This is a genomic window from Fenollaria massiliensis, assembly GCF_023347705.1.
Taxonomy (GTDB): Bacteria; Bacillota; Clostridia; order Tissierellales; family Peptoniphilaceae; genus Fenollaria; species Fenollaria massiliensis.
Genome location: NZ_CP096649.1, coordinates 74,907 through 92,073, shown reverse-complemented (window position 1 = coordinate 92,073; position 17,167 = coordinate 74,907). Strand labels below are relative to the sequence as shown.

At 36.8% G+C, this 17,167-nt stretch carries 14 protein-coding genes; 2 read left to right on the top strand and 12 right to left on the bottom strand.

Annotated elements, in window-relative coordinates:
* Positions 1 to 27: 27 nt before the first annotated feature.
* The 10 genes from M1R53_RS00355 to M1R53_RS00310 all read right to left on the bottom strand — a co-directional run bounded on the left by M1R53_RS00355 (position 28) and on the right by M1R53_RS00310 (position 14,277).
* Positions 28 to 768 (bottom strand): lantibiotic immunity ABC transporter MutG family permease subunit, encoded by a 741-nt coding sequence (locus M1R53_RS00355; RefSeq protein ID WP_249242668.1) that lies wholly within the window; start codon positions 766 to 768, stop codon positions 28 to 30.
* The gene (locus M1R53_RS00350; RefSeq protein WP_249242667.1) at positions 768 to 1,508 is read right to left on the bottom strand and encodes a lantibiotic immunity ABC transporter MutE/EpiE family permease subunit; all 741 of its coding nucleotides are present in this window, start codon (positions 1,506 to 1,508) and stop codon (positions 768 to 770) included. The genes M1R53_RS00355 and M1R53_RS00350 overlap by 1 nt, the downstream gene beginning before the upstream one ends.
* A gap of 3 nt (positions 1,509 to 1,511) precedes the next feature.
* On the bottom strand, positions 1,512 to 2,213 hold the full coding sequence (locus M1R53_RS00345) for a lantibiotic protection ABC transporter ATP-binding protein (protein WP_249242666.1): 702 nt from the start codon (positions 2,211 to 2,213) through the stop codon (positions 1,512 to 1,514).
* Positions 2,214 to 2,560: 347 nt separating this feature from the next.
* Positions 2,561 to 3,106: a GNAT family N-acetyltransferase gene (locus M1R53_RS00340; RefSeq protein ID WP_249242665.1), complete on the bottom strand. Its 546-nt coding sequence runs from the start codon at positions 3,104 to 3,106 to the stop codon at positions 2,561 to 2,563.
* 51 nt (positions 3,107 to 3,157) lie between these two features.
* On the bottom strand, positions 3,158 to 3,841 hold the full coding sequence (locus M1R53_RS00335; protein WP_249242664.1) for a Type 1 glutamine amidotransferase-like domain-containing protein: 684 nt from the start codon (positions 3,839 to 3,841) through the stop codon (positions 3,158 to 3,160).
* Positions 3,842 to 3,857: 16 nt separating this feature from the next.
* Positions 3,858 to 4,034, bottom strand: coding sequence for a hypothetical protein (locus M1R53_RS00330; protein ID WP_249242663.1), 177 nt, complete (start codon positions 4,032 to 4,034; stop codon positions 3,858 to 3,860).
* A gap of 409 nt (positions 4,035 to 4,443) precedes the next feature.
* Positions 4,444 to 6,924, bottom strand: a complete 2,481-nt coding sequence (locus M1R53_RS00325; RefSeq protein ID WP_249242662.1) for an S-layer homology domain-containing protein — start codon at positions 6,922 to 6,924, stop codon at positions 4,444 to 4,446.
* A gap of 214 nt (positions 6,925 to 7,138) precedes the next feature.
* Entirely contained in the window at positions 7,139 to 12,802 is a 5,664-nt protein-coding gene (locus M1R53_RS00320) for a S8 family serine peptidase (RefSeq protein WP_249242661.1), read from the bottom strand.
* A gap of 90 nt (positions 12,803 to 12,892) precedes the next feature.
* On the bottom strand, positions 12,893 to 13,090 hold the full coding sequence (locus M1R53_RS00315; protein WP_249242660.1) for a DUF4177 domain-containing protein: 198 nt from the start codon (positions 13,088 to 13,090) through the stop codon (positions 12,893 to 12,895).
* Positions 13,091 to 13,641: 551 nt separating this feature from the next.
* On the bottom strand, positions 13,642 to 14,277 hold the full coding sequence (locus tag M1R53_RS00310; protein ID WP_249242659.1) for a YARHG domain-containing protein: 636 nt from the start codon (positions 14,275 to 14,277) through the stop codon (positions 13,642 to 13,644).
* A 171-nt stretch (positions 14,278 to 14,448) separates the two neighbouring features.
* On the opposite strand from M1R53_RS00310, the gene M1R53_RS00305 reads away from it, so the two are divergent.
* Positions 14,449 to 15,441, top strand: a complete 993-nt coding sequence (locus M1R53_RS00305) for an LLM class flavin-dependent oxidoreductase (protein WP_249242657.1) — start codon at positions 14,449 to 14,451, stop codon at positions 15,439 to 15,441.
* A 10-nt stretch (positions 15,442 to 15,451) separates the two neighbouring features.
* A complete protein-coding gene (gene msrB, locus M1R53_RS00300; RefSeq protein ID WP_249242656.1) occupies positions 15,452 to 16,486 on the top strand; it encodes a peptide-methionine (R)-S-oxide reductase MsrB in 1,035 nt (344 codons plus the stop codon).
* Between the two features lie 118 nt (positions 16,487 to 16,604).
* Here the strand turns inward: msrB and M1R53_RS00295 are convergent, their stop codons facing one another.
* Complete coding sequence (locus M1R53_RS00295; RefSeq protein ID WP_019214516.1) at positions 16,605 to 16,880, bottom strand: type II toxin-antitoxin system YafQ family toxin; 276 nt, start codon at positions 16,878 to 16,880, stop codon at positions 16,605 to 16,607.
* Positions 16,877 to 17,149, bottom strand: a complete 273-nt coding sequence (locus tag M1R53_RS00290) for a type II toxin-antitoxin system RelB/DinJ family antitoxin (RefSeq protein WP_249242655.1) — start codon at positions 17,147 to 17,149, stop codon at positions 16,877 to 16,879. Before M1R53_RS00290 ends, M1R53_RS00295 begins: the two co-directional genes overlap by 4 nt.
* Positions 17,150 to 17,167 lie beyond the last annotated feature (18 nt).

Sequence of the window (17,167 nt, the reverse complement as noted above, 5' to 3'; positions counted from 1 at the left end):
CACCTCCTCATTTTTCATAAAACATTTTTATTCACTAACAGATTTCCCATCCCACTTATTAAACCAAATTATTGAGGAAATAAATAGGATTAAGATAATAAACAAAGCTACAAAACTCCAAATTCTGAACTCTTTATAAAAATAGGAAGGATCCGAAACTTTGCCCATAGTAATATACATAGCTGGAAGTCTGGAGCCCCAAGTACAAGGTATAAAATACCAAATACTATCACCAATTACAGTCATTGAAAGTAAAGTAATCATTGTTTCTAGAAAACCTAATCCAATAGATGCACCATTACTTAATATGATTGATACCCAAAAATGAATCAAGTATAAAGAAAAGCTACTAATGATAATTAAGCAAAATTCAATAAGCCAATCCAAAATACTTTGATATCCAGATAATATCGCAAAAATGATAATAGCTAAACTTATAGAAACAATAAATCCTAGTTCCAATACAATAAGTTTTCCTAGATAAGCCTTAGTCCTAGATTTTGTAGTAGATAAAAGCGTTTGAAAATTTCCAGCACCCATTTCCATATCAACAACTTTTGAACTTATAAAACTTAATATTATTGGCATTATCGCTCCTAAAAGTACAAAATAAGTTTGTATTATATCGCTTTTTTCAAAATTTTTTAATCCAGTAGTTTTTGATGCCACATAAAATAATAAAGAATAGGCTATAGGTAAAACTATGTGAATCCAAGGAAGCCATGTGCCTTTGATTTTATATATTTCGGATTTTATTATCTTTATCATTATTTTACCTCTTGTTTTGAAAACCATTTTGCACTTATCATTGTCAGTAATGTAAATAGACATATAGATAAAATACAAGGAATAAGTAATGATGTGTTTGATATCATTGGATTTGATGCTTCCGTCAAAACACCACTTGGTAGAATATGCATAACAGGAATCATTAATCTAATTCCCCAAGAATATGGACAATAAATCCAAAAAGTGCTATCAGAAAGCAAAATTCCTAAAGCTAAGCCTAAGACTGCATTTATTGTAATACTTGCAATAAAGCCAAATTTTTTTGCCAAGAAAAAGCATAAGGGGATTTGCCAAATATTACTTATAATTAGTAAGAAACTTGCAAATACCAATGTTAAAAATCTATAGTTTGGTGCTAATTGCCCGCCGATTAAAAATTGAAAAATATATACCCCTAGCATATGAACCATAGCAGTAATACTCATGTAAATTAATGCTGTGATTATTTTTGAAATCCATAACTTTTCAAGCTTAATATTTAGAGGAAAAACTGCTCTGTAGTTTAATTTTCTACTTTCTTTTCTATGCATCATTGCTGGGATTAAGGCAAAAGTGGCTGGCATTATTATGACATACCACCAGTTATAGGAATTAGTAGTGAAATAACTTGGCATAAGAAAGAGTGACAATAAGATTAAAGTTATCGGCATAATAACTAATAACTTCTTCAAGAAAGTGCCCTTATGTTTTAAATTTTCTGCAAGAATATAAGATATCATTTTTTACGCTCCCATTCCACTTTTTATAACATTCATAAAAAGTTCTTCTAAATTGTCATCATGATTAATAATGTTTTGATATTGCAATTTTCCATTATTAATAATCCCAATATGATCAGCAGTTTGCTCAACTTCTGCTAAAATATGACTAGACAAAATAACGGTTATTCCTTTTTCTGGAAAACTTCGTATTAAGCCACGCAATTCTTGAATTCCTAGTGGATCAAGTCCATTTGTTGGCTCATCTAAAATCAAAAGCTTAGGATTATTTAATAAGGCAATGGCGATACCTAGCCTTTGTTTCATGCCTAAAGAAAACTGACCACTTTTCTTTTTGCCAGTATCTTTTAAACTTACTATTTCCAATACTTCTTCAATCCTAGAATCTGGTAAGCCTAGTAGGAGTGTCCTTACTTTTAAATTTTCCCTAGCCGATAAGTTCTCATACAAGGCAGGCATTTCTATCAAGGCACCAATATCCGACAAATCGCCACGACTCCACTCATGACCTTCAAAAAAGATTTGACCAGATGTTTTATGAATCATTCCAGTAATCATCTTCAATGTAGTCGATTTGCCAGCGCCATTAGGTCCTAGCAAGCCATAGATAGAATTCTCTTTTATTTTTAAAGAAATATTATCTACAGCTTTTTGCTTTCCAAAAGTTTTAGTAAGATTTTTTGTTTCTAATATAAATTTGTCCATAAATGAACCTCCTCTTCATTTTATAAATAAATTATAAAATATAAACTTAAGGATTTCATAAGGAAGATAAAATTCTTTTAAAATTTATTATCTTATCTAGTACTGAGACTAAAAATTTGAAAATGTTCTATAATTAGATTAATTTAGTTATAAAAAATTAAGCACAGAGAATCCCTGTGCTTTAACTCATATCTTAAATTAAAGTACCTTGTCCTTAAGTACTAAGGCTTTTGGTGCTTTTATTACATCAAATGCTCTGAAAATGTCAAGAATATTTATTCTATTTCAATTTAAAAAGTGTTTTTGCATCTTGCATCCATAATTTAATAATTATTTAAATATCACTTTTATATGCTCTTCACCATTTTTATACTGCTATATAGGGTTCCATCCTTTAAGATGATGGCATTAGGAGTCTCTCCCACTTGAATAAATCCAAGTTTATCATAAAGAAGCCTTCCTCTTTCATTACCTGAGTAATAATCTAGCTCAAGTTGTGAAAGTCCTAATTTTTTCGCATAGCCTTCAAGGCATTGAAGCAACTTTGTCCCTATCCCCTTGTTCCAGAATTCTTTTAACACAGCAAGATCTACATTTCCTCTGTGGCGCATCTTCTTTCTTCTAAACCTTGTAATAGTGCCGTTTGCGATCAATCTTCCTTCCAATTCAACAACAAGCATGAGTGTATCATCAGATTCGTTAAAACCTTTTATTAAGTTAGCTTCCTCTTCGGCTGAGAAACGTATTTCTTCTGGATAAGAATTCAAAAAATCAGATTCTCCACTAACAGCTTTTAAATATTCAACTGTTTCTTCAGCGTCCTTTACTTGAATTTCTCGAATTGTACAGATTCTGCCGTCTTTTAATTCAAAATTTTCTGGTGTAAACTTCATATTTATACCTCCAATAAATTTTAATTTGCCCTTTTCATAATATGAAAACTCTTAATTTAAAACTTCTTTCTTCACACCTTTATCTGTCCAAGATAGTCTATAAGCATTTTTATCAGGATTCGATTTAATCACTTTCATTTCATAATTATTCCAAACAATTGCTACTTGATTTTCTATTGCAATAGCATCTGTTAACTGCCCAGCATAAAACTCATCAAAGACTACTCTATCAGGCTCGTCATAATGAGGGCAATGCAAATAAGGAATAAGCCTTAGACCTTTAACCCATATAGGTCTTGGATTTTCAACACCTTCTATAAACTCACTATCGCTATGGCCTGAAATAAACCAGCATATAGAGCCTGCACTTAAGCCGGTGAGTACTTTGCCACTTTTATAAGCTCTAATTAATGCTTTGTCTACACCGTATTCTTCCCAAACTTTCATCATGTATTGGGTGTTGCCGCCACCAACATAGATGATATCTGCATTTTCTATCTTTTGATTGACCTCTTCCTTGTCTACTTCTATATTAGATAAATACAAGGTGTCAGTTTTGCATCCTAGCTCACCATATAACTTATCAATAATTTTTACATAAGCCGGAGCATCTTTACTTGCTGTCGGAATAAATAGAAAATTTGGATTTTCTTTTTTTGATGCCTCTACAATAAATTTATCTATCTCGTAAGTTTCATTTAAGCCTACTTCCCCGCCTCCAATAGCTACTATCATAAAATCCCTCCTATATTTAAAATTTCACTTTATCTTCGCTGACGAACTCGCTTGGGTCTGCTCTTAAGCCTTCGATTATACTCTCTTTTAGTCCCGGTATTGATGAAAGGTATTCTGTTTCTCGTTTATTTTCTTCTCTTCTTTTATTTTGCATATCTCTTTTGATTTTATTTAGCTTATCATTTTTCTTCATTGCGCACCTCTTATACCTTTTAGTTTATTATATCATAGAAAAGTCTGTGCTAATATTAAAAGTTTAATACAAATTTAATTTTATTTTTTATCGCCATCAAAAAAGGATCAACAAGCTATACTTGTCAATCCTTTTGAATAAAATATATTTTTTACAAATCGAATTATTATCGCTTTATATATACTCCGCGTAAATTTCGCACGAACGATGATTCGCCTCTTTATACATACTCCGCGTAAATTTCGCACGAACGATGATTCGCCTCTTTATACATACTCTGCGTAAATTTCGCAGGAAAAATGCGATGATTTAGCGTTGTACAGAATTTTTTGGAGTGAGGTGTGCAGACGCACTCCGCAGCGACAAAATAATTCGAAACTAGCTAAAGGGCGCATTTTAACAAGAAATTTTATTTGATTACAGATATAATGAACGCTTCCCCATTCTCGTTTAATGCAATCTTAATCACACTATCCTTAGCATAATTCCTGCCAAAAACCACTCTCTTATCGTTAGCAAATACAGTTACTTCCTTACCCTTACTATCTTTAAGCACAAGTTTTTCGCTGCCACCTGCGTCATACAAAACGTTTTGAACTGTGTATTCTTCGCTCAAATCTGTGATTAGTTTATCTAGTCTAAGAACTTTTCCGTCCTTGTCAAGGCTTAGCTTAACGATGTCGCCTGCCTTGCAATTTTCAAATTTTTCGCCATTAGTCTCATAAACTCTAAGTGTTTGATTTTTATCGTAGCCTTCGAATGATTTATCAATCTTAGCATCATAAGCACTTCTAAGCTCGATTATATCTTCTTTGTCAACTACTTTCTTCTTTTCAACGTTTTTAAATAGGATGGCAACTGGCGCATCATCTGCTCCATGGAAGCTATCGTACTTAGTAACGTTTTTGTCCTTAAGGTCCTTAACTGTGAATACATAAGCTGTTACAGTCTTGTCAAAACCTGCGTTTTTCACTTCATCTAGGCTAATAGTCTCAACTTTATAATTCTTTCCAACTTGAACTAAATTATATAGAACTGTGTTGTCAAGAAGGTTTACTTCTTTTCCTGCCACGTAAATGGAGCTTCTCTTAACGCTCTTTGTTGGTGCGAAAACTTTATATGTCTTGCCGTCCTTATCAAGTGGCTTGAAACTCTTGTCGTAGTCCTTAAGACCGTTTAATACGAATATCTTTTGAACTGCGTCTTTATTGTAAATTGCGTAAACAATATCTTGATTATTTAGCTCAGAAAGTCTAATTTCCTTGCCTTCTCTGTATATTCTTAAGTCAAGTGAGTCTTGAACCCTAATTTCCTTGCCATTTCTATCAATTAGTGCAACTGCGTTTGTAGTCACTCTATCGATCATGAAAACGTCTTCATCGAAAGAAAGTTTTCCGTAGATAACTTGAACATTGCCAAATATATCTAGTGCTAGGTTAACTTTTTCATTAATTAATAGTTTTACTTCGTCATTGTAGTTTGCTGCATTAACTTGTGAGAATATCTTTTCGTCAACAGTTGCAACAGCTCTTCTTGATTTTTCATCGCTTAGCTTATAGTCTTTATCAGCTAAATTAATGTATGCGCCGCCCTTGCTTAATTTGTATCTAGCGCCTTGTCCTTCTAATTTATTTTTTACAACGATGGCTTCATCGCTTGAGTAGAAGTGTAATACATCGTATTTTTCAAGCTTAGCTGGGTCCATTGGCATAAGTTTGCCATTGTCATAAAGGTAAGCTTTTTTAAGATTTCTCTTAACTATGGCAGCTGACTCGTCGTCTATAGCCTTAACTGCGCCATTGTCATAAGAAAATACTGGCATTATGTCGTTAAATGTATATGCTTTGATGTAAACAACTTTTGCATTAACGCTTGTAACGTAGGCAAAATCTGCTTTGTAGTTAATTTCTTTAGCAAAATCTGTGAATAAATCGAAATATTTGCCATTAACTGCTGCGCCACGGAATTTTTGTTCAGTAAGTGCTGCCTTGTCTTCAAGAATTGTCGAATCCTTTGTAGAATCGCCAACATAAAGTCTTAAGCCTTTGATATTGATAGGCGCAATCTCAGTTTGAGCGATGGCGCTGTCTCTGTATGTCTTAATCATGTTCTTTTCGTCGATGTCAAGATCATAAACTCTGCCGACTATGTCCATAGGGTCCATGCCGTCCTTAAGGTCTACGATGTAGGAATTACCTTCTTTAAAGCCATCTAGGCTTGATTTTAAAACGACTATTTCAGCTTGCTTTTCTGATAGATTTGAATTAGCATTTGTCTTTGTAACGATGGCTGTAAGCTTTGATAATTCAGCTTCTTTCACGCCATTAAGATAGTTATAAATCATTACAAAAACATTTTCTCTTGTAGCTTGATCTTTATATTTTAGATCACTTAGGCCATTTAAAATACCTTTATTTGCTGCATAGCTGATAAATGGTGCTGCCCACTCGCCTTGAGTTGCTGGCTTGATATCAGTTCCACCAGCTGCAACCGCTAGCATCTTGATAGCTTCTTGATAAGAAACGTTTCTTCTTGGTCTAAATGTGCCATCGCTATAGCCAGCGATGATTTTTAGCTCGCTTGCGATATTAACAAAGCCGTTTGACCAGCGATCAACAGCCATGTCCTTAAATGCGCTAGGTACGTTCATAGCTGCCTTAGCGGCATTTTCTTTATTAAGTACCTTTGTTAGCATAACTGCAAACTCTTCTCTTGTAATCGAATCACTAAGTCTAAGTCCTTTGGCATCGCCTAGAACGTAGCCTTTTTCAACAAGATAGTCAATCTTGTCTTTATTAGTTTTTACTTCTCCTTGCGCAAAGCCTACGTTAATGGTACTTGCCACTAAAACAAAGGCTAGTACAAAGGATAAAATTCTCTTCATCTTCATAATATTACCTCCCATTATGATTTGTGTTTATATTTATTTATACCATGAAAATGGATTTTTCAAACAAAAAAGAGCCTATCTGATTAGGATAAGCTCTTTGATTTTTATTTTGTGGTTTTTGTTTTGCGAATCGAAAAGTGTATTACTCGTGACTTAGGCTGAAGAACCTCGACTATAAATAGCCGAGAACCTTTGCGCTAAGCGTTGTGCAAAATTATTTATTTTCTTTAAGACTGATTAACTTAATCAATAAATCAATAGTCTTAGCTAATTCTTCTCTCGTAAACTTACTTTGCGGACCAAACTTGCCACTCGCTTCAACATTCACAAGTCCAGCTCTCTTCATAGCGATCATCGCGTCCTTTGCCCAGCTATCAGCCTTAGCAAATTCTGTTTCGTCAACTGGAACTACTGTTTCAAGCTCAATGCCATTGGCCTTTAGTAAGTTCATTAGCATTACGCAGAACTCTTGTCTAGTAACTTTCTTGACAGCCTTGAATGTACCGTCAGTGTAGCCAGCGATGATGCCCTTAGCTGCGGCCCACTTAACTGATTCAGCGTACCATTTATCATTTGTAACATCACTGAAGTAAACGTCTTTGTCAATGGCTTTGTCCTTGCTAATAAGCATAAAGACTCTTGTAACCATGGCTCTAGTTATAGTTTTATTGCCTTGGAACATGCCGTTGCCCATGCCTTTGATGATGCCGTAAGAAACTAGGTTTCTGATTGCGTCTCCTTCAGGACCTTGTGGCACGTCTTTTAGTTCAACTGGGTTTGTAGGATATTCAGTAATAATACCTAAATCATTCTTCGTTTCAACAGGCTTTTCATCTTTTTTGTCTTCGTTATTGTTTATAGTCTTAGATGGTTCACTAGGTTTGCTTGGTCTATATGGTTTTGGTTCTGGTCTATATGGTTCATATGGTTCATATGGTTCGTACGGTTCATATGGCTCTGGTTGTGGTTGTGGTTCTGGTTGTGGCTGTGGATCTGGATTTGGCTCAACTGGCTTTTCTTCTAGTTTACTCATAGCTTGCTTTAACGCGTCTATAGCTCCTTCAAGCTCAGCAAGAGTGTCGTAGTCTTTATCAACTTGTGATATAGTTTCTTTAAGTCTGTTAACTGAGTCTTCTGTATATTTAGCCTCGTCTATAGCCTTTGCCTCGTCTATAAGTTTGTGAAGCTCGTCAAGTGCCTCTTTAATCTTGTCTGCATCTGGATTTGTAGGTTCTTCTTTATGAGCTTTCTTTACTTCTATAACTGATTCGCCTATAACCATGATGTACTTAGGATAGTCATATCCTTCGTCGTTGCCATCGTTAACTATAATCTCGTAAATACCTTTATTTCCCATCAAGTAGTAAGTATACTTACCTTCATCAGGCATTGCTTGTAGCTCTTGAACATCTCCACTGCTAAGATTTTTGGCTTTTATCTTAAGCTCTTCTTCTGAAGTAATCATTGCAAAACCATCAAATTGTGGTTCTGGTATTGCTTCAAATTTAAAGCTTGCTGTAGCTTCTTTATCAGCTTTTACTGTTACAAACTTAAATATATCTTCTGTTATATGTGAGCTGTGCTCGTCAAACTTTGGTCTTACAACGTAGCTACCTTCTTGTAAATGACTAAGGTCTGTGTATGTTTTGCCGCCCATACCATAGTAGCTTCTTAAGTCTTCTACTGTGTACTCTTGCTTGTAGCCAAGCTCTTCTGAGTTATCACTTATCTTCAAGCTTCCAAAGCCTTCTGACTTGTGTATATCTAAAGGTAAATCAACTTTGTCACCTTTGAAGTTGTAGAAAGATTTGCTAGGGAAACTTGTTATTCTACTACTATTGCCTAACTCAAGTAAATACATAGGCGGGTCTGCATAGTAGCCTTCTTCTGGTAGTGCAACTAATGAAAAGTCTTTAGGATCTACTTCTGCGCTCGTTCCTATGTCTTTAGATGGTAGTGTGTTGAGTGATTTTTTCATCTCTCTATCTGTACCATCTGGAACTAGTTTAAACTTAGCCTTATCTAGATTGTCACCAAGTATATTCAAAGTCATTGTCTTTTTCATTACATCAACTTTGTATGAAATGTTTCCAGTAGCGTTTAGGTCGCTATTTGCATCAACTTTCAAAGTCTTTAGGTCAGCCTTTACATATTCATTTGTTCCGTCAGTTTTTGCCTTCTCTCTTTGAACGTCATACTTGTAATTATCCATGTCTGCGTCACAAACAATCTTGTACTCGCCGTATGGTACTAGCTTTTCATAAACCTTTGGTCCAAAGTAGCCTGGGCCGTCTTCGCCTATACTTCTCTCTAGCTCGATAACTTTACTTTCATCTGCCTTATTAACTAGCTTAATGCCGTGGAAGTCCCTGTGACTACCATATACCCAGAAGTATACGTAGTAGGCATCAAGTTTTTCTACGTCAATATTTACTACTGCGCCCTTGTTTTCTTCTACAGTGAACTTGTATTCATATAAACCATCTTTAAGCTCGATGTTCTCAATGCTTGTATCGTTAATAGTTTTTATCTCATAGATTTCCTCAGGCTTAGTAATCTTCATAGTGTAAGTGCCTGGAGCAAGGTTGTCCTCGTAGAACTCTCTTCCACTTTCGTCATATATCTTGTATATAAGCTTAAACTCAGGATCTTCCTTGTTAAGCTTGATATTTACCTTTAATGAAGAGCTGCCTCCTTCTAGAAGCATCTTAAGAGTTGTTTTGTATCTGTTGTAGCCGTAGTCAACTGCTTCGACTGTGATCTTGTCAAGGTCTGCGCCTTCTGCTATAGTGTATGAGCCATCTGGGTTCATTTCGATAACATCATCTGCATTTTTAACTACTACTTCTCTTAAACCGCTCTCATCCTTTGCTTCAAATGTCAATTTATTCTCAGCAAGATTAGCATTTGTAACGCTCGGCTTCTTTGTATCAACTGTAAACTTCATATCGACGTCGTCTGCAGGGTTGTTCTTATTGCTATATGCTTTAAGGCTTAAAACGTAGTCGCCGTCCTCAAGTGTAGTCTTCGCATCAGGGAAGCTTCTGCCAAGGCTGTATGAAAGCGGCATCATCGATGAGCCAAAGTTCTTTGTCATGTACTCATCTTCAAGTAAGCAAGCGATTGGCTCTGCTTCTTTGTGTCCGTTTTCATCTAATTTATATACATAGGCTGAAACGTGGCCACTTCTTAGAAGTGTGTAGCTAGCTGATAATGTGTCTGCGTAGCCGTCCTTGTTTGGCGATATAACTCTTTTGTCGTAGAACTTCGGATTTTGGTTAGTAAAGTCCCTAGCTTGGCCAAGTATCTCGCTTTTATCCTCTACGTATGTGTATAAGTGAGTGAAATCATTGTTTGGAACGCCAGTGTCGTTAATGCCTGCGATGTGCATAGTAGCTTTTTCGTTCCAATAATACGGAAGCTTGCCTTCTTTAGCTAAGTCATATACAGGCTTTTCAAAGTAAGTAAGCTTTTCTAAATCGCCCACAAATGTGATAAATGGTATCGATATCTCAGGCTCACTTTGATTTGTGCTTTCAAAAACCACAAAGCCATCAACAAAGTAGCCGTTTGGCATCTCTTTCTTAAGCTCTTGAGCAAAATCACTTGTGTCGATAGTAACGCTTACATCCTTTGTCTCATTAGCTCCTAGCTTTATCTCTCCATAAGGAATATCTTTAAGCTTTCTAGTCATGTATGTGTAGTAGTCACCATTTAACTCGTCCGCAACTACTATCGCCTTATAATTATAAGTTAATTCTTCGTTTGATAAGTTTTGTATTTTAAAATCAAGTTTCTCAAGATTTGAAGCTTTTCTTCTCATAAGCTTAGTCTCGCCGCCGTCACCAAGAAGTATAGCCTTAGTAGTAAGTGCGTTTTGAAGCTTCATAATGCCTGCGCCTTGTCTTCTTGGGCTTGTTGCAGCGTCTCCAGTGAAGTGGATTTGTGCAGTAGACATTAGTAAATTTCTAATTCTTTGCCACTTTTCTTCTACTGGTAGATCTGGGAACCTCTCATCAGCCATGGAGCGTGCAAGCGCAAGTCCACCAGATACGTGTGGTGTTGCCATGGATGTACCGCTTTGTACGTTGTATGTGTTGTTGTTACCAAGTGAAAGGATGTTTCCACCAGGAGCAGTTATCTCAGGCTTGAATGAACCGTCGCTTGATAGACCAAACGATGAGAAGATTGAGATCTGTCCAGCAAGTGGATTGTTGAGCTCTACCTTGCCTTTTTTGAAAATGACCTTGCCGCCGCTATTTCTAAGAGCCATACCAGTTGAGTAGTATAAGGAAGCTACTGGAACACTCTTGCCCCATGTGTTCGCCATACCGATGAATTGATCGCCGCCATCTTTATGATTATAGATTAGAACAGCTTTAGCACCGTGCTTGATAGCGATATCAACCTTTTCTTCAAATTTATTGACCCCTCTTTCAATAAGAGCGACCTTGCCATTAACATCATAATTATTCTTAGAATAATCTTCTTCCCTACCTAAATCAGCGTATGCAAGATCATATTCCTTGTCATACTCAGGCTCAGTCATCTTGTCCTTGCTGTCCACAGACCACTTGATAGCGTAATTTTGCTCGCCGCTCACAGTTTTATTTACAAAATAATCTTGCACAGTAAAACCGTTTTCAACAGATGCAACCGCGAAAGATTTTTCAGCAGCAGCAGGATTACCAAGTATACCGTAGTCAGGGTTGTCCTTAAACGGATGAAGCTCGTGACCCATACCAAAGGCAGTCTCATTACCCGCAGCAATTGCAACAACACAGCCCGCCTTAGATAAACGATCAAGAGCAGTAGTAGTATCCTTGTCAATTTGAGTCGCGTCTCCCGCAGGTGAGCCGATACTCATGTTAACAGCAGTAACCTTTAGTTTAACACAGTCCTCAAGTGCCTTTACATAGATAGTCGGGTCAGTACCAGGATCATCATCAGAGAAAACCCTCATAAGAGCAAGCTGCGCCTCAGGAGCAACACCTATAAGCTCTCTTCTGACACCATCGTACTTAACAAGTACCTTGTTACCGGCGATAGTACCCGCAACGTGTTGACCGTGAGAGTTTTGACTTCTTTGCTTTAACTTCTCAGGATTGCTCTCAGGGAAGTAGTTGCAGCCAAACGGCACCTTCTCGTTAAAGTAGCGGCCTTGCTTTAATACACCCTCACTCTTAAGCTTATTAATATCTTCTTCAGAGTAACGAGCCTTAGCCTTACCAGACTCACTTAAGTAAAAAGCTTCGTGATCAACATCAAAACCAGAGTCGATAACAGCAACTATAGTGCCCTCACCCTTAAATTTTGAGTAAACAGTCTCATTACCGATGATATCCCTTGACTGTCTATCAGCACTATACATTCTAAATCTAAGTCCAGTGTTCTTAAGAACAGGCTTCATAATTTTCTTTTGAATAGTAGCCGACTCAACAAAATCAAGCGACGCCATCCTCTTTGCGTCCTTAAAAGAAACCTTGGTATCAAAACCAAGTAAAAGTACAGTGAACTGATCAATCACATCAAAAGTAAAGCCTTGAGCTTTAAATTCACTCACAGCCTTAGCTACAGCCCTTTGACCAAAGTCTAGCTGCTCTTTAATGCCAGAGTCACTGTATAGTCTAGCTGCATCAATCATTTGACCAAACTCACGAAAATATTCTTGATTTAGTCTAAATAGCACATGCACCTCATCTTCATTTTTAATCTTGCCATCACTTTGACGTATAAGACTTGCTACTTTTTCATTAATGTAAATGTCCTCATTACCCTCGTTAAGTACATAAATTTCTTGATTTGAAGATAGTGCTAAAACATTTACACTTGATAAAATCATTAGCATGGCTAAGATTATAGACATAGTTTTCTTCATAAACTTCCCTCCTTAGTTAGTATTTATAGTAAATTATATAGCTATACTTTATCATAAAATTACTAATCTCTTAAATTAAATTTCATAGTTTTACTCCCCCTCCGTTTCTACTTCTCTTTCGAATACTAGATCAAGTCGTGGGTTGGCGTCAACAAAATCCCTACTCTTATCTATGGCATCTACAAAACGCCAGCCATCTTCCCCGTGTTTTTTAATTATTTCTTGGTAATCGTCGTACCAAAGACCTGTGGTCTTTACTGTAACGAATTCGTATTCATATTTTTTCATAAAATCGCCCCTTTTATTTAATTTATTTTTCTTTACTAATCATTCAATTTTTTTCTATTTATATACTCCGAGTAAATTTCTTAAAGAAAGAAGAACCTCACCCATCATCAAAGCTAAAGCTTTGGATGGGTCCAGGCCGTAAGTTTAATCAAATCGACGTTCACTTCGTTCCGTCTCTTTGTAAACTCTGGCATAAGGCATGCATAGCCAATCGAACATCGCCAAACTCGTTCTCTTGGTGCATGGACTTAAGAACCTTGGTGCTTCGCACTTGCGATGATTTGGCGAAGCGGAGTTTTGTCAAAATATATACACCGAGTAAATTTTTTATTGTGTCAAAGAACTAGATCAAATAAATTTTGTCGGAAAAATGCGATGATTACACCTCTTCAAATTATTTTATCAGTATATATACACCGAGCAAATTTCGCAGGAAAAACGAGATGATTTAGCGTTGTGCAGAATTTTTTGGAGTGAGGTGTGCAAAAGCACTCCGCAGCGACAAAATAATTCGAAACTAGCTAAAGGGCTCGTTTTAACCAGAAATTTTATTATTTGTCTAATTCTTTTTCATAGTCCATAATGAATTTAATATTTTGCGCTTCCGTCGTCGATAAAAACGCACTATTATAATGCTCATCAACCTTATACCACGATTTTTGCTTAAAGTAATCAGCAAATTCCTTCGTCTTAAACTCATATCCGTGGCGAGCCAAAATTTCTGCCTTAATCAGTCTAATCTCATTACGCGACAATGCTTTCAAAAGCTTCATTGGTATCAATTTTGCATCGCCATTAAAAAGATATTCGTCCTCAAAAACTTTTTTGTATGACTTGGCGAAATTCTTGTCAAGCTTTTCTTTCGGCTCAATTGGCATAAAATACTCAGCTTGCGCCCTTATGAAACTTGCCTCATCTATCTTCATTTTGAATTTTTCGTCAGCCTTTTCGAATTTTTCGCGGTCAAGAACGGTTTCCTTGTAAATTCCCTCGTAAACTTTCGCGTCCTCGCTCGCTTCCTTTATATATACATGAGTTGTCGTGTATTTGAATAAAAAATAAAAAATCGCCAAAAGCGCTAAACATGCCAAAGTCAAGACGATTGCATAAATCTTTCTTTTGTCCCTTTGGCCTTCGCCTCTGCCCTCAAAATTTATGTAAACACTAGAGTTTCTTCTAATTCTCATTTCATCACCTAGCTTAATTATATCACGATGGGGCAATGTTTTCAAGAGCGATTGGGTATCTATATTATAATTAAGATTTATGTTTATGGCCTTGCCACTTCGTTTTTATTAGTCATGGCTAGTCCATAAGCATGGTGAAATTTAGATAAATAGATATATAGAGGTGATTAAATGACTAAGCTTTCGATACTAAATCTTGTACCGAAATACAAGGACGAAACAAAGAAGGAGGCTTTCGAAAGAGCCGTGAAACTCGCTCAGTTTGCGGACTCAAGAAGCTTTGAAAGATATTGGGTGGCTGAGCATCATAACAGCCCCGCCGTACTATCGAGCGCGACTGAACTTGTTATAACTCACATACTAGGCCAAACAGAGCGCATCAAGGTCGGCGCAGGCGGAGTGATGCTACCAAATCACACGCAATTTCAAGTCGCTGAACGCTACGGAACTATGGAAGCGCTTTTCCCTCACAGAGTAGACCTTGGCATAGGTAGAGCACCCGGCACTGATATGGAAACTGCAAGAATACTTTATCGCGACACATATAAGCAAGAAAAGTTTTTAGATGCAATCCGCCTAATGCTAAAATATTTTGATGGCGATGCAAGTGGTTTAACGAGCGCGCCTTACCCTGGCATGGGTGCAAAAGTCCCTATAACTATCTTGGGTAGCTCCATAAACTCCGCTTATGTAGCGGCTGAGCTTGGTCTTCCTTATTCATTCGCAGGTCATTTCGCGCCGCACACCGTTAAAGCGGCCTTTGACATTTACAGAGATAATTTCAAGAAGAGCAAGTACCTTGACGCGCCATACACAAGCTTGGGAGTTTCAGCTAACATTGGCGAGAACAAAAAGGATGCGGATGAGCTTGAGTTTCACGCGATGCAAGTGTTTTTAAAGATACTAGACGTGGACAATCGCGATGAGTTTGAAAAGATCGATCCGAACAACGCGCCAGAGCTTACAAGCATGCAAAAATTTGCTCTTAAGGCTATGCGCGGTCTGCACATCGGCGGCACTTATGAGGACGCGAAAAAAACTTACGAAGGTTTAAAGAGGGATTACGGCTTCGATGAATTAATTGCGGTAAGCTATATTCCTGAATATGACAAGCTTACGAAGTCATTTGAGATACTTGAAGACATTGTAAACGAGGAAAAATAGAGGTGATTTTATGAATAATAACAACAAGACCATACACTTAGCTGGCGGCTGTTTTTGGGGCATGCAAGGCTATTTCAATAGAATACGTGGTGTTATGGGCACAAAAGTAGGATACGCTAATGGCAAGGGTGATAGCACTAATTACGAGAGAGTTAAAGAGACTGATCACGCTGAAACCGTTGAAATAACTTATGATAAAAGCCTTGTGAGCCTAGAAGAAATACTTCTTCGCTACTTTAAGGTCATTGACCCAAAAAGTGTCAATAAGCAAGGCGGCGACAGGGGTAGACAGTATAGAACTGGAATTTATTATAGTGATCCAGCTGATAAAAAAATTATTGACAAGGTATATAAATATGAAGAAAAAATTCACGGCGAGCTCGCTGTTGAGGTCGAGGAGCTGAAAAACTTTGTATTAGCAGAGGGCTACCACCAAGATTATTTGGAGAAAAATCCGGGCGGCTACTGCCATATCAATTTGGCTGAAGCTGATGAGCCCATTTTCGAAAAAGAGTACAAGGAAGTTTCTGATGAGGAAGCAAAAAAGCTATTGGATGAGCTTAGCTACAAGGTTATGAGGGAAGAAGGCACTGAGCATCCGCATACGTCTGAGCTAAATGATGAGTGGCGTGCTGGGATTTATGTGGATAAATTAACTGGTGAAGTGCTTTTTACTTCACAGGATAAATTCGATGCAGGCTGCGGCTGGCCTAGCTTTGCGAGGACTATAAATAGTGACAGCGTTAGCTACAACAGAGACGAATCGCATGGAATGAGGCGCGTAGAGATCAAGAGTAAATTCGGCAAAAACCATCTAGGACACGTTTTTAGCGATGGACCAAAGGAAATGGGCGGACTAAGATACTGCATCGATGGCGCTGCTCTGCGCTTTGTGCCGCTTGAAGACATGGATAAGGAAGGCTATGGCGAGTACAAAATATTTTTCGCAGATGAAGTGTATAAGGAAAATGCCATTAAAAATGTAGGCGAAGAAGTTAAGGCAGATGAGCCAGAAGCTTCAAGTAAAGGGATTAGTGCTGATTGACTGATTATTGTTTTAGTTGTGATTATAATAGCTAGACTATTATGGAAAAAGATAAAAAAATAAAGATGCTATAAAAATGAAAGCTGTGAGAAAAATCTCACAGCTTTTGTTTTGTTTATTAAAATAGATTTGAATGTGAACCAGCTCTCAATATATTAAGTATCAGAATATTTTCTTGTTTTTCATATATTAGAAGTAAATCTGGTTCAATATGGCACTCTCTTGCGCCGAGATAATCTCCTAACAAAGGATGATCCTTGTATTTTGCATCTAAAAATTCGCCTTTAGCTAGCTTATTAATAATGGCTAAAATTTTATCTGTATTCTTGCCCTGCTTTTTTAATAATTTAAAGTCTTTTTTAAATTTAGATGTTAATAAGACCTTATATTTCATACTTCTAAAGCTCTTCTAAGATCTTCCATATTGTCATATAGCGGTGTTGAAGGATCCATTGCTAAGCGTCTTCCTTCTTCAATCGCTTCTAAAGTCTCTTTATTAGGCACATCTAGTTTTAAATCAAAAGGAATGCCACCTTTTCTGATGCTTGCTCTTAAAAACATATTTATGGCTGTCGACATATTAAAGCCAAGTTCAGCGTAAACTTCTTCCGCAGCCTTTTTTATGTCCTTATCTATCCTTACATTTAAGTTAGTGTTACTCATAAAATCACCTTCCTTAAT

Coding starts and splice junctions, on each gene's coding strand:
- M1R53_RS00315 (WP_249242660.1), bottom strand. CDS start 13,090: ATGAAAAAATATGAATACGAATTCGTTACAGTAAAGACCACAGGTCTT.
- M1R53_RS00330 (WP_249242663.1), bottom strand. CDS start 4,034: ATGAAGAAAAATGATAAGCTAAATAAAATCAAAAGAGATATGCAAAAT.
- msrB (WP_249242656.1), top strand. CDS start 15,452: ATGAATAATAACAACAAGACCATACACTTAGCTGGCGGCTGTTTTTGG.
- M1R53_RS00355 (WP_249242668.1), bottom strand. CDS start 768: ATGATAAAGATAATAAAATCCGAAATATATAAAATCAAAGGCACATGG.
- M1R53_RS00345 (WP_249242666.1), bottom strand. CDS start 2,213: ATGGACAAATTTATATTAGAAACAAAAAATCTTACTAAAACTTTTGGA.
- M1R53_RS00290 (WP_249242655.1), bottom strand. CDS start 17,149: ATGAGTAACACTAACTTAAATGTAAGGATAGATAAGGACATAAAAAAG.
- M1R53_RS00320 (WP_249242661.1), bottom strand. CDS start 12,802: ATGAAGAAAACTATGTCTATAATCTTAGCCATGCTAATGATTTTATCA.
- M1R53_RS00310 (WP_249242659.1), bottom strand. CDS start 14,277: ATGAGAATTAGAAGAAACTCTAGTGTTTACATAAATTTTGAGGGCAGA.
- M1R53_RS00335 (WP_249242664.1), bottom strand. CDS start 3,841: ATGATAGTAGCTATTGGAGGCGGGGAAGTAGGCTTAAATGAAACTTAC.
- M1R53_RS00325 (WP_249242662.1), bottom strand. CDS start 6,924: ATGAAGATGAAGAGAATTTTATCCTTTGTACTAGCCTTTGTTTTAGTG.
- M1R53_RS00305 (WP_249242657.1), top strand. CDS start 14,449: ATGACTAAGCTTTCGATACTAAATCTTGTACCGAAATACAAGGACGAA.
- M1R53_RS00350 (WP_249242667.1), bottom strand. CDS start 1,508: ATGATATCTTATATTCTTGCAGAAAATTTAAAACATAAGGGCACTTTC.
- M1R53_RS00295 (WP_019214516.1), bottom strand. CDS start 16,880: ATGAAATATAAGGTCTTATTAACATCTAAATTTAAAAAAGACTTTAAA.
- M1R53_RS00340 (WP_249242665.1), bottom strand. CDS start 3,106: ATGAAGTTTACACCAGAAAATTTTGAATTAAAAGACGGCAGAATCTGT.